The 13,293-nt window shown below is 43.4% G+C and carries 14 protein-coding genes and 1 pseudogene; all 15 read right to left on the bottom strand.

Annotated features, from left to right (window positions below; all coding sequences use genetic code 11):
• Positions 1-6: 6 nt before the first annotated feature.
• The gene (gene xerC / locus ACFSUO_RS05165) at positions 7-915 is read right to left on the bottom strand and encodes a tyrosine recombinase XerC (RefSeq protein ID WP_382391762.1); all 909 of its coding nucleotides are present in this window, start codon (positions 913-915) and stop codon (positions 7-9) included.
• Between the two features lie 488 nt (positions 916-1,403).
• On the bottom strand, positions 1,404-3,485 hold the full coding sequence (gene topA, locus ACFSUO_RS05170) for a type I DNA topoisomerase (RefSeq protein WP_382391764.1): 2,082 nt from the start codon (positions 3,483-3,485) through the stop codon (positions 1,404-1,406).
• A gap of 130 nt (positions 3,486-3,615) precedes the next feature.
• Positions 3,616-4,275 carry a DNA-processing protein DprA gene (gene dprA / locus ACFSUO_RS05175; RefSeq protein ID WP_382391766.1) on the bottom strand — a complete coding sequence of 220 codons (660 nt, stop codon included), beginning with the start codon at positions 4,273-4,275 and terminating at the stop codon, positions 3,616-3,618.
• A gap of 341 nt (positions 4,276-4,616) precedes the next feature.
• Entirely contained in the window at positions 4,617-5,519 is a 903-nt protein-coding gene (sucD, locus tag ACFSUO_RS05180; RefSeq protein ID WP_382391768.1) for a succinate--CoA ligase subunit alpha, read from the bottom strand.
• 69 nt (positions 5,520-5,588) lie between these two features.
• The gene (sucC, locus tag ACFSUO_RS05185) at positions 5,589-6,749 is read right to left on the bottom strand and encodes an ADP-forming succinate--CoA ligase subunit beta (protein ID WP_382391770.1); all 1,161 of its coding nucleotides are present in this window, start codon (positions 6,747-6,749) and stop codon (positions 5,589-5,591) included.
• A gap of 948 nt (positions 6,750-7,697) precedes the next feature.
• Positions 7,698-7,838, bottom strand: a pseudogene (locus tag ACFSUO_RS05190) (EscU/YscU/HrcU family type III secretion system export apparatus switch protein); the annotation flags it as partial.
• Positions 7,839-7,940: 102 nt separating this feature from the next.
• Positions 7,941-8,714, bottom strand: a complete 774-nt coding sequence (locus ACFSUO_RS05195; protein WP_382391772.1) for a ribonuclease HII — start codon at positions 8,712-8,714, stop codon at positions 7,941-7,943.
• A 219-nt stretch (positions 8,715-8,933) separates the two neighbouring features.
• The gene (gene ylqF, locus ACFSUO_RS05200; protein WP_382391774.1) at positions 8,934-9,788 is read right to left on the bottom strand and encodes a ribosome biogenesis GTPase YlqF; all 855 of its coding nucleotides are present in this window, start codon (positions 9,786-9,788) and stop codon (positions 8,934-8,936) included.
• Between the two features lie 11 nt (positions 9,789-9,799).
• The gene (gene lepB / locus ACFSUO_RS05205) at positions 9,800-10,360 is read right to left on the bottom strand and encodes a signal peptidase I (protein ID WP_382391776.1); all 561 of its coding nucleotides are present in this window, start codon (positions 10,358-10,360) and stop codon (positions 9,800-9,802) included.
• A 160-nt stretch (positions 10,361-10,520) separates the two neighbouring features.
• Entirely contained in the window at positions 10,521-10,865 is a 345-nt protein-coding gene (gene rplS, locus ACFSUO_RS05210; protein WP_382391778.1) for a 50S ribosomal protein L19, read from the bottom strand.
• A gap of 120 nt (positions 10,866-10,985) precedes the next feature.
• A complete protein-coding gene (gene trmD / locus ACFSUO_RS05215) occupies positions 10,986-11,723 on the bottom strand; it encodes a tRNA (guanosine(37)-N1)-methyltransferase TrmD (RefSeq protein ID WP_382391780.1) in 738 nt (245 codons plus the stop codon).
• A complete protein-coding gene (gene rimM / locus ACFSUO_RS05220) occupies positions 11,723-12,235 on the bottom strand; it encodes a ribosome maturation factor RimM (protein ID WP_382391782.1) in 513 nt (170 codons plus the stop codon). The genes trmD and rimM overlap by 1 nt, the downstream gene beginning before the upstream one ends.
• A gap of 11 nt (positions 12,236-12,246) precedes the next feature.
• Positions 12,247-12,636, bottom strand: coding sequence for a YlqD family protein (locus ACFSUO_RS05225; RefSeq protein ID WP_382391784.1), 390 nt, complete (start codon positions 12,634-12,636; stop codon positions 12,247-12,249).
• Between the two features lie 99 nt (positions 12,637-12,735).
• A complete protein-coding gene (locus ACFSUO_RS05230) occupies positions 12,736-12,963 on the bottom strand; it encodes a KH domain-containing protein (RefSeq protein ID WP_382391786.1) in 228 nt (75 codons plus the stop codon).
• A 20-nt stretch (positions 12,964-12,983) separates the two neighbouring features.
• Positions 12,984-13,250, bottom strand: a complete 267-nt coding sequence (rpsP, locus tag ACFSUO_RS05235) for a 30S ribosomal protein S16 (RefSeq protein ID WP_382391788.1) — start codon at positions 13,248-13,250, stop codon at positions 12,984-12,986.
• Positions 13,251-13,293: the final 43 nt, after the last annotated feature.

Here is a 13,293-nt window from a genome sequence, read left to right on the forward strand (position 1 = left end):
GGGTTATCAATCTGTTGCCCGCGGATGACTGTTCATGTACACACTCCGCAGCCGATCTTTTGTCACATGTGTGTAGATTTGCGTCGATGTCAGATTCTCATGTCCCAAGAGTTCCTGTACAGTTCGGAGGTCAGCACCTTCGTTCAGCATATGAGTAGCAAATGTATGCCGCAGTTTGTGCGGGTGCACATGTACTGTCAGGGCTGCACTTTCGACCATTTTATTCAGAATGACACGGATGCCCCTCGCTGTCAGTGCACCGCCTCTATGATTCAGAAACACAGCGTCTGTAGGTGCCGATGCCTTTTCAAGCAGCTTTCTTCTGCCATCATTTATGTATGTTTCAAGTGCAATTTCCGCAAAACGGCCGAATGGAATATACCGCTCTTTGCTTCCTTTCCCTTTAACGAACATGGTTCCGATGACAAAGTCTATATCCGAAAGCTGCATGCGCTGGCATTCACTGACACGAATGCCGGTAGCATAGAGCGTTTCAATAAGCGCCTGATTGCGCTGGCCAATCGGATCACTCAGATCACTTACATCAAAAAGTTTTTCTAGCTCCTCCATATAGAGGAAGCCAGGAATAGGTTTTTCGGCCATAGGAAGGGTAACATGAAGGAATGGATTGCCATGCACTTTGTTTTCCCGTTCCAAAAACCTGAAAAAACTTTTTAGACTGGAGATTTTCCTGGAAACGGACCTTCTCCCCAATTTTCTGTCATACAGGGCAGTCAAAAAGGATCGGATAACCCGGTAATCGACATTTTGAAGGTCATCTATCCCTTCCTGATGCAAAAATCGACTGAAAGATTCAAGGTCATCCGCATAATACGTAACGGTATATGGTGAAGCATTTTTTTCAATCTGCAAATACTCCATGAATGCTTTGCTCGACTCCGTCAATTGATCCACGATTTCACCCCGCTAAGCAGCGAATAAAGCATACCATAGATAGCAGTGAAAGGCAATAAACTTAACAAAATTGTAACAAAATTCTGAAACAAGTTCAATCCAGTCCATAAAATTAAGTAACAATTCCCGCGCCAAGCACGATTAAAACGCAGTCTGAATGCATCTGTCAAGTAAATTACCTTACCGATGCGCAATTATATCGGTTTCCCCTGAAATAGTCAATAAATACGAATTGAATTATCAAAAGAGTTTTACAAGTAATCTGCTATTCGTGTGTGTTCACAAACGAGGATAACCGAACTTTTTGACAATCTCTATTAGCATACATTATGGTATTATTCCCCGTTCAGAAACTCTTCAAACATTTCAGCATTAGAAAAACTCGCCACTCGCCCGTCTTATAGCGAGTGACGAGGTTTTTCTTATAAGGTCATCCATAATCTATAGTTTCGGACGTTAAAAAAAGACCGCCAGAAGTAGCGCGGCCGTCAGTTACCTTCACTTTCTCTATAATCACAATTCGTACATTGCACACGTGATTCTTTTTTTGTTTTCTTCTCCACCATGAATGATCCGCATTTTGGGCATGGCCTGGAAATAGGTTTATCCCATGAAACAAATTCACACTCCGGATACCGGTCACAGCCATAAAATTTCCGGTTCTTTTTGGATTTCCTTTCCACAACATCGCCTTTTTGGCAGCTGGGGCAGGTAACACCAATTTTCTTGAGGATTGGCTTTGTGTTCCGGCATTCCGGGAAGTTGGAGCAGGCCATGAACTTACCATATCTTCCCATTTTATAAACCATTTCATGTCCGCAGTTCTCACACGTAACGCCAGCAGGTTCGTCCCGGATTTCCACTTTTTCCATTTCTTCTTCTGCTTTTTCCAGGCGTTTTCGAAAATCGCCATAAAATTCATCCAGCACTTGGACCCATTCCGCTTTTCCTTCTTCTACAGAGTCCAGATCTTCTTCCATTTTGACAGTAAAGTCAACATCAATAATTTTCGGGAAAAATTCTTTTAGAATTTCGGTCACAATTTCGCCCAATTCCGTTGGGACAAACCGTTTATTGTCCAGCTGCACATACCCTCTACGCTGGATGGTATCCAATGTCGGAGCATACGTGGACGGCCTGCCGATCCCCTGCTCTTCCATTGTTCGGACCAGTCTTGCTTCTGTGTATCTTGGCGGTGGCTGTGTAAAATGCTGGTTTGGTGTAATTTCATTCGCTTCAATAATCATGCCTTCCGTCAATTCCGGCAAGAATTTATTTTCATCTTTTTTCTTTTTATCGTCTGTTCCTTCCACATACACTTTCATGAACCCCTTGAACTTGACTTTTGAGCCAGTTGCCCGGAATTCAACCCCATTATTTAACAAGTGTACTGTCATAGTGTCCATGACTGCAGGTGCCATCTGACTGGCCAGGAACCGCTCCCAGATCAATTTATATAAACGAAACTGATCACGCGACAAAATTGGCTTCAGTGACTGCGGATCACGCATGACAGAGGTGGGCCTTACTGCTTCATGGGCATCTTGGGCACCTTCCTGCTGTTTTGCTTTTTTGGAAAAGCCGAGAAAATTTTTACCGTAGTTTTCTTCAATATAGGTTTTCGCTTCCTGTTTGGCCGTGTCGGATATACGAGTGGAATCCGTACGCATATATGTGATAAGACCAGTGATTCCGCCTGCTTTCTTGCCCAAGTCGATTCCCTCATACAATTGCTGGGCAACCATCATGGTTTTCTTCGCTCGAAAGTTCAATTTACGGGCTGCTTCCTGCTGGAGCGAAGATGTAGTAAACGGTTTGGCAGGATTACGCTTCCGTTCACGCTTATTTACCTTATCAACTGAAAATTTCTTTCCGTCCAGTTTTCCTGTAATGGCTTTTACATCGGCTTCTGATTTTAGTTCTTGTTTCTTACCGCCTACCCCATAAAATGCTCCTTCAAAATGTTCCGAGTCCTTTTGAAAATCAGCTTCAATGGACCAATACTCTTCCGGTTTAAAATTTTGGATTTCTTTTTCCCGGTCGATAATCATTTTTACGGCGGTGGACTGGACACGTCCTGCGCTCAATCCCTTTTTAACCTTTTTCCATAATAATGGACTTATATTGTAGCCCACAAGCCTGTCAAGTACCCGTCTTGCTTGCTGGGCATTCACTAAATCATGGTCAATCGATCTAGGGTTTTTAAATGATTCTTTAATGGCATCTTTCGTAATTTCGTTAAAAACGACACGGCATTCAGAATCTTCGTCAACATTCAATGCATATGCTAAGTGCCAGGCGATTGCCTCCCCTTCTCTATCGGGGTCTGCTGCAAGAAAAACCTTTTTTGCCTTTTTAGCGGCTGATTTTAAGTCTTTTAAGACATCCCCTTTGCCGCGAATCGTTATATAATTCGGTTCAAATTGATTATCCGGATCAACAGCCATTCGACTTTTCGGCAAATCGCGGACATGCCCCATGGATGCTTTAACTTTGTATTTTTTTCCTAAATAACGTTCGATCGTTTTTGCCTTTGCCGGCGATTCCACGATCACGAGATAATCTGACATGTGTTCTCCTCCCAGATGAGGATCGCATTTCGAATGGTAGATATTGCAATTCCTCTTCTAAATTGGAAATCTTCACTAATCGTAAATAGTTCCATTTCGTTTGTCAACTATGGTATGTGCTTATTCGTGTTTATATGACCCAATGAGATTCCATTCTTTTCCAGTCTTCGGCAATATCTGCCGTACTCTGTACCAGTTTCGCCCCATCCTGGATCATTTTATTGCAGCCTTTCGTATGTTCAGCTAGCGGGGATCCAGGCAGTGCATAGACATCACGCCCCTGATCCAGCGCCTGATCAACTGTTATTAACGTGCCGCTCCGTTCAGTGGCTTCAATGACAAATGTTCCAAATGAGAGTCCGCTGATGATTCGATTTCGCTCTGGAAAATGATAGCGTTCCGGTGGCGTGTTCGGAGGGTATTCGGTCAGTACTAACCCGCTGGCCGCGATTTGCCTGAACAATTGCATGTGCTTTTTTGGGTAAATATAATCAAATCCACTTCCCAGTACAGCAATGGTTCTTCCACTACTGTTCAGAGCCAGCCGATGTGCATAACTGTCAATTCCCATGGCCATGCCGCTAACGATGACCCATCCCTCTTGAATGAGTGGCAGCACATACTCTTTCATCTTTGGCATTGCCTCATTTGATGGCTTCCTTGTACCAATGACACTAAGCATAGGGTGAAGGGTCAATAAATCTATATCACCCATGGCATATAATACGAGCGGCGCATCTTTAATTGTTTTTAACACAGGTGGATAGATATCGTCAACTATGGTTATCATTCTGCAGTATGTCAGCTCATGCTTGATTTGTGTTTTCAGGCTGGGATTTCGGAGATCCGAATGGAACAGGGCTGCCTTTTTAGGTGGTAGTGAGAAGAATTGACTAATGTCAGAGGATGAAAGCTTATAGATGGATTCCAGAGTGCTATCATGACGGATAAACTTTCGTATTGTCCTGCGGGTAATGCCACGGCATCGGGAGATATGAATAAGCCGTTTGCGAATTTTTTCCAATTCACCACTGCCTTTCTAAATTTTTATTATGTGCCTGTCCGATAGGCGGAAAAAATGATATAAGAGGAACCCAGAAGAAAAAAGCTCCCGGGTCCCCAAAATGACAATTAATGTGTCTTGCATTTCTCTTGCAAGCCATTTTCTTTCAGTACATCAATCATGGTCTCACCGATGTCTGCCGGTGTAGCAGCGGTTTTAATGCCGGCATCGTTCATCGTACGAATCTTTTCTTCAGCCGTTCCTTTCCCGCCTGAAATGATCGCACCAGCATGACCCATACGCTTTCCTGGAGGTGCAGTTGCTCCCCCAATAAAGCCGACAACTGGTTTATTCATGTTTGCCTTAACCCATTCGGACGCTTCTTCTTCAGCTGTGCCGCCAATTTCGCCAATCATGACGACGGCTTCTGTTTCCGGATCTTCATTGAAAGCTTTTAGTGCATCAATAAAGTCTGTCCCATTGACAGGGTCCCCACCGATACCAACGGCAGTCGTTTGACCATAGCCCGCTTCTGACAGCTGATGCACGGCTTCATACGTTAATGTGCCGGAACGGGAGACAACACCAATGTGTCCTTTTTTATGGATGTAGCCCGGCATGATACCGATTTTACATTCATCAGCAGTGATAACGCCTGGGCAGTTTGGTCCGACTAGACGTGTTTTCTTGCCTTCCATAGCGCGTTTCACTTTAACCATATCCATGACCGGAATATGCTCGGTAATGCAGATAACCAGGTCCAGCTCAGCATCAACAGCCTCCAAAATTGCATCAGCTGCTGCCGGGGCCGGAACGTAGACAACAGATGCATTCGCACCAGTTGCATCAACGGCATCCTGCACCGTATTGTACACTGGAACACCTTCCACTTCTGTTCCGCCTTTTTTCGGTGTGACACCACCGACTACTTGTGTGCCGTATTCAAGCATTTGTTTTGTATGGAATTTGGCAGTTCCGCCAGTAATTCCCTGGACAATAACTTTTGTATCTTTATTGACATATACACTCATTTTCGTCCGTCCTTTCTACATATGAACTATCCGATAAATTCTGTGTGCAGCAGCAATCTCAGCACATAATTATTTTACTGCGGAAACAATCTTCTCCGCACCATCAGCCATCGATCCGGCAGATGTGATATTTAAGCCTGACTCATCAAGAATTTGTTTACCCATTTCAACGTTTGTCCCTTCCAAACGCACGACGAGCGGGATATCAAGGCCTACTTGTTTTGTTGCTTCCACAACACCTTCCGCGATGACATCACATTTCATAATTCCGCCGAAAATGTTGACAAAAATTCCTTTTACATTTGAATCGGACAAAATGATTTTGAATGCTTCGGTAACTTTTTCTGCTGTCGCACCGCCGCCAACATCCAGGAAGTTCGCAGGTTCGCCGCCATAATGTTTGATAATGTCCATCGTTGACATTGCAAGACCTGCACCATTAACCATGCATCCGATATTACCATCCAATGCCACATAGCTCAGATCATACTTGGATGCTTCGATTTCTTTCTCGTCTTCTTCTTCCAAGTCGCGCAACTCGACTATGTCTTTATGACGGAACAATGCGTTATCATCAAAATTCAGCTTGGCATCCAGTGCCATGACTTCCCCGTCACCAGTCGTTACCAGTGGGTTGATTTCAGCGATGGAACAGTCTTTTTCTACAAAGACATTATAAAGCCCAATCATGAATTTCGCGGCTTTACCAACCAGTTCATCAGGAATATTGATATTAAATGCCAGTCTGCGAGCTTGATAGCCGGACAGTCCGACAACAGGATCAATCACTTCTTTAAATATTTTCTCCGGTGTTTCGGCAGCCACTTCTTCAATTTCTGTGCCGCCTTCTTCCGATGCCATCATGACAACACGGGAAGTAGCACGGTCAAGGACGAGGCCGACATAATATTCGTTCTTAATGTCACAGCCTTCCTCAATCAAAAGCCGTTTTACTTCTTTGCCTTCAGGTCCTGTCTGATGTGTCACCAGGTTTTTGCCTAAAAGTTCATTCGCATATGTACGCACATCATCCGAATTTTTGGCAATTTTGACACCGCCGGCCTTACCCCGTCCGCCGGCATGAATTTGCGCTTTTACAACGTTGACGTCACCATTTAGTTTACTGGCAGCTTCTACTGCTTCGTCAACCGTATATGCCACATGCCCATTCGGGACACTTACGCCGGACGCACGCAAAATATCTTTGCCTTGATACTCATGAATGTTCATCTTTCATCCTCCCATCAAATTTCACTGCATTCCCATTGTATAAAAAAACAACTGATTTCACAAGAAATAGCGATTTATGACAGATGATGCCTGATCATCCCTATAATCGACCATTCGATAAAAAAAGTGTTATTAAAATAAAGGCTGATTTCTAAAAGATTGTTGCTTTTTGCGTCACTCTCTCTAGAGAATGAAACCTACTTAACAATTTCCATAAACTGCGGCACAGGGGCAAGGGAGATTTCCGCTCCGGGCAGTCGCTTTCACCACAGGGCATAAGCGCGACATCTGCTCAACCTCACGCTTTTCGCAGTGTCTTCTTTACCGCGGGCACGGCTTCAGCCGGCTTCAGGAAAAGCGCCGCTCAAAAGTCCGTGAGAAGGCTTCTCAAGGCCAAAAGCCACCTAAAAGCAGGCCGAAAAGTCCGAGAGAAAGCTTCTCAAGGCCAAAAGCCACCCAAAAGCGGGCCAAAAAGTCCGTGAGAAGGCTTCTCAAGGCCAAAAGCCACCTAAAAGCGGGCCGAAAAGTCCGTGAGAAGGCTTCTCGAGGCCAAAAGCCACCCAAAAGCGGGCCAAAAAGTCCGTGAGAAGGCTTCTCAAGGCCAAAAGTCGAGGCCACTGAAAAGGTGCCCCAATGATGATTAATTCAAAGAAAAAATGGGAGACTTTTCACCAAATCAATGGATGAAAATTCCCCCTTCAGCGAGGAGTGCTGCTCCGCTGAATAAACTTGCAACACACGACGAGCACCAAGTATTCTGCCGGAGCGGAATCCAAGCACTCAATCATCACTAAAACCAGAAAAACGTCACGAAAGAGAATTTTCACTACGTCGCAGTTTATATCAACTCAACCGCACCGGAAAAACAACAAAGTTTACGAAAAGGGCCTTATAAAAATAAAAATAACAGCACTTTCTTGCAACCGGAATCGATATTATATATACAATCTATTTCTGTTTTCCCATTTGCCGGTCTGTATGGTAGACGAAGGCAAATACTTCGGTAACAGCCTGATAGAGTTCTTCGAGTATGGTTTCGTTTATATTTAGTTCGGCCAGCAGCTCTACTAACGATTCATCCTTCTGCAATAATTTTGTCCAGGCCTTAAAAGTTGCGGTATATCCGTTCTACTGGATGCGGTTAGCCGATTCCCCGACATGTTCTGCACACGCATGCACGTTCCTCCTTAGTTACTGACTGACGGCATCCCGGACCGGTGCATAGGATTTCCGGTGATATGGAGATATCCCGTGTTCAGTCAGCATATCCATATGCTGTTTCGTCCCGTAGCCCATGTTGGACGAAAATCCGTATATTGGGTACTGCTGATGGATATCTTTCATATAGTTGTCACGGGTAACTTTAGCCAGTATACTCGCAGCGGCAATGGAGATGCTTTCCTGATCTCCTTTGGTAATTGCTTCTGACGTACAAGACAATTGATTCAGTGACACCGCATCAATCAGCACATGGTCCGGTGCGGGACTAAGCTGGCTGATCGCATCATACATCGCAAGTTTCGTAGCTTCATAGACATTCACTTCATCGATTTTTTGATTATCAATAATGGATACGCCATAACTGACAGCTTCTTTTTTAATAATAGAGAAATACTCTTCACGGGTTTTCTGGTTCAATTGTTTGGAATCGTTCAACCCGAGCAATTTGAAATCCCGCGGCAAAATCACGGTGGCTGCAACCACCGGACCTGCAAGTGGGCCGCGACCAGCTTCATCCATCCCCGCTATATACTGGCAGCCGTCCGCATAACATTTTTGTTCATACTGGGACATATGGATGAAATTTTCCTCCAGCGCCTTTTCTTTTAATTTTTGCCGCTCATATCGTTCAATCAGCTTCTGGACGCCTTTGCGCTCATCTGATTTTAGTTCATTTATGTATGTTTCATTCAGCTCGTTTGCTTCAAATAATTGTTTCAGCAATGCTATTGATTTTTGTTCCACATAATCACCTTCGTTTACGGTTATATCGGCTAAGTTACGTATCCTTAAAATAAGTATAAATGTAAATATCAAGATTTATCATATCAAAAATTAAGTAATACATGTAGTAGTACCACTTAAAATTTACAAATAGCTTCTCTTTCGCTTTCATAAATAACTTCACCCATGTACATTTAGGAATATTTACTCCATTAAAAAAGACACCCGGCCGGATTCACATTATGTGTTATCCGAAGGTGTCTCCAGTGTGATTGTTCCTAATTTCCCTGCACGCAAATCGTTCAGTACTAAACCGGCCACTTTGTCAAAATTCACATTACCGCCGCTTTCCAGTGCCCCCCGTTTCTTGCCAATGGAAACGAATACCTCCCACATATCGTCCATATCATCGTCAATTCCGTACCGTTCCTTCAGCTGATCCGGGTAGTGTGTTTGCATATACTGAAGAACGAATGCAACAACGTCATCGAGCGGTAATAGCTGATCTTTAATAGTACCGATTGCTGCCAGGCGATAACCAACCATTTCATCCTCAAATTTCGGCCACAAAATTCCTGGTGTATCCAGCAGCTCGAAATCACCTTTCACTTTGATCCACTGCTGCTTTTTGGTTACACCTGGTTTATCACCAATTTGGGCAATTTTTTTATTCGCCAGACGGTTAATCAATGTCGATTTGCCAACATTCGGGATCCCAAGAATCATTGCCCGGGCAGGACGGGGATTGATACCTTTTTGCTTCAGCTTGTCCATCTTTTCCTTGCCCATCTTGTTTGCCGTTTGTATAACGCGTTTTATATCAGCTTTGTCATTCACATTAATAGCAACTGCTTCCATTCCCTGATCATGAAAATACGAAAGCCATTCAGCCGATATTTTATCATCTGCAAGATCTTTTTTCATCATGACAATCATTTTCGGTTTTTGCTGTAAAACGTTTTGAAGCATTGGATTTTGTGAGGATAAAGGAGCCCGTGCATCAACGAGCTCTACTACAAAATCGACTAATTTCAGATTCTCTTCGACTTCGCGCTTTGCCTTAGCCATATGGCCTGGGAACCATTGTATGGTCATCATCCATCCCCCTATTCATGTAGTAATTGAATCCGGTCGAGCGGCCAGTAGATCAGACTGGTTTTTCCAACAATCTGATCCATGGATATAAGCCCCAGCATGCGGCTGTCCGTTGAGTTATTCCGGTTGTCACCTAACACTAACACATGATTTTCTGGAATGGTTTCATATTCACCGGGCAGTTCCTCCAACCGAAAATCACCTGTCAGCGTTTGGTAGGAAGGCATATTGTCCTTTCGTTCCTGAAGAAAAGACTCTTCCACTTTTTCGTCATCAATGTACAGTGCATCATCTTCAACCGCAACATGTTCTCCCGGCAAACCAATAACCCGCTTTATAAAATCTTTTCTGTCCGATGCGTGGAACACAACAATATCAAACCGTTCAGGCTGCTGTATATCATAAATGAATTTATTGACAATCATCTGGTCCCCGTTATGCAATGTCGGCATCATGGACGGACCATCAACCACAATTGGGGCAAAAAAGAACGTCCGAACGATAAATGCTATACCGAACGCAATTAACAGAGCCTTTACCCAGTCAAACCATTCACTCTTCCGTTTCGCCATATACTCCCACCGCCTGTTACAATATATGTATAACTTTATCTTGTCTGTATATCTTTATTATATCATGCTTTTATGATATGTATGGTATTTTTTTAAAAAGCAAAAAGGAGCTTGTATACATACAAACAAGCCCCTTTCATCAGTCATTCTATTGGCGGATTTAGCGACGCTCTTTAATGCGTGCTGCTTTTCCGCGCAGGTTACGAAGATAATAAAGTTTCGCACGGCGGACAAGGCCACGGCGGGAAACTTCGATTTTCGCAATACGTGGTGAGTGTACTGGGAACGTACGCTCAACACCTACACCATAAGAAATTTTTCTTACAGTGAATGTTTCGCTGATTCCGCCACCCTGGCGTTTGATAACGACACCTTCAAACACCTGGATACGCTCACGGCTGCCTTCAACAACTTTCACGTGAACTTTAACGGTGTCACCCGGGCGGAACTCAGGATGATCGGTACGAAGCTGATCCTTTGTCACTTCTTCGATAATGTTTTGCATCCTGCTTCACTCCTTCCACACCAATGCTCTTATCTCACTACGGGACAGCGGAACATCGTTTATAAAGCCTAAGCACGTACTTAAGCACAATAATTAATATACCATAATGCACTACTGAGTTCAACAATCGTTCTGATTAAATTCATTTAAAACCTTGAGGTCCACATCAGATAGGTTATTTTCGTCAATCAGTTCTCTTCGTCGTTCATACGTCCGCTTCAGCGCCTCTTTTCTGCGCCAGTCAGCAATTTTCCCGTGATCCCCTGATAATAGAATATCCGGGACTTTCATACCACGGAAATCAGCCGGTCGGGTATAATGTGGATGTTCCAGAAGTCCGGTTGAAAAGGAATCCTCAGGTGCGGATTCTTCGTTGCCAAGCACATCCGGCAGCAGCCGTACAACACTGTCGATTACTACCATCGCACCAAGCTCCCCGCCGGTCAGTACATAGTCACCAATGGATATTTCATCCGTTACAAGATGTTCTCTTATTCGCTCATCATAGCCTTCATAATGTCCGCAAATAAACACAAGGTGATCTTCTTTCGCCAGTTCTTCCGCTTTCTTTTGGTTGTACGGCTCCCCTTGAGGGCACATTAAAATCACGCGCGGATTCGTGTCTCTTTCATTATTGACAGCATCCACTGCATCAAAAACCGGCTGTGGGGTCAAAACCATGCCTGCTCCACCGCCATAAGGGTAGTCGTCCACTTTCATATGTTTATTCGTGGAGTAGTCACGAAAATTAACGAGATTATAACTGAACTTCTCTTTTTCCTGTGCTTTTTTTAAAATAGAATCATTAAAAACGCCTTCGATCATTTCCGGAAATAGTGTCAAAACATCCATATGCATCAGTCAAGCAGTCCTTCCATCGGTTCAATGACCACTTTTTCAGCGGAAACATCTACCTCTTTTACAACTTCTTCAATATAAGGAATGAGTACATCTTTTCCTTTTTCCCGTTCTACCACCCACACATCATTAGCACCGGGAGACAAAATTTCCTTGATAGACCCAAGATAGCTGCCGTTTGTCAAATAAACGGAACAGCCAATAATCTCATGGTAATAGAATTCATCTTCACTAAGCTCTGTCAGCTGGTCTTCACTGATTTTTAGAAATTGGCCCTTGAAACGTTCAACATCATTAATATTGTCATAGTCCTTAAATTGGATAAGGTCAAATCCTTTATGGATACGGTGCCCATCTACTTCTAATTCGAGGGCCTGACCGTTTTCTTTTTCCAGAATTAGCCGATTACCGATTGCAAACCGGTCGTCAAAATCCGTGATGCGCTTTACCTTAACCTCGCCTCGCACACCATGTGTATTCACAATCTTGCCAACATTAAACGTTTGTGTCATATCATCACCTGCTACTGATCAATTCGAACAACCACACCATCTTTTATAACAATGGCTGCTTCTCCCATGATTTCATCCCAATGCGAACCTTCATTGACTTCAACAAGAGCGTCAACTTCTTTTTCTGTTATTTCACTGCCTATTTCCAGAATATCCAGTTGTTCAAGTTTAAAATCAGCGAGTTTCATTTTTTCTTTGCGGTTTTTTATTTCTTGCTGAAACCGCTCTGAAATCTCTTGTTTGGAGACATTTCGTTTGTTTTCCAGTTTGCGCTGTTCAAACCTAAGCTGTTGACACTCTTGTTCAAGCCGCATTTTGTGGTCATGAAAACTTTTCCGCAATTCTTCTTTACTCTTCTCCGTAACAACCTGTTTGACAAGGACCTTCCTAATTATTTGCATCCTGGTTCCCCACTCTCTCTAAACGGTTTCGGTTTGGAGATCATTCTACAGAAGATACGTTACAACTTTTGTAAAAAGGGAAAGGTTTTCCCTCTCCCTCTACATAATATCCAAATAAATACGTTTGTTTGTATCCATCTTTGCAGCATAAACAATTGTACGGATAGACTTGGCAATTCGTCCATTTTTGCCGATCACCTTTCCGACATCGTTTTGATTGACGGCCAGATGGTAGACGATTTTAGCATCTTCTTCTGATTCCGTTACAACGATGTCTCCAGGGTGATCGACTAGTGGCGTTACAATTGTTTCAATCAGGGCCTTCATGATATCACACTACTTTACAGTTAATTTTTCTGTTCGTGGAATTTTTTCATGATGCCTTGTTTGGAGAAAAGATTGCGGACGGTATCACTTGGTTTCGCACCATCGGTCATCCAGTTCAACGCTTTCTCTTCATTTATATTGACTTCAACCGGGCTGACAACAGGGTTGTATGTGCCGATTTGCTCAATAAAACGTCCATCTCTTGGTGAGCGTGAGTCTGCTACAACAATACGGTAGAATGGATTACGTTTTGATCCCATGCGTTTCATACGGATTTTTACAGCCATGTTTACACCTCCAATAGATCTTGTTTCACAGTTTTAAATTCTA

The organism is Lentibacillus juripiscarius (genome assembly GCF_042685205.1).
In the GTDB taxonomy this organism is placed as follows: Bacteria; Bacillota; Bacilli; order Bacillales; family Amphibacillaceae; genus Lentibacillus; species Lentibacillus juripiscarius.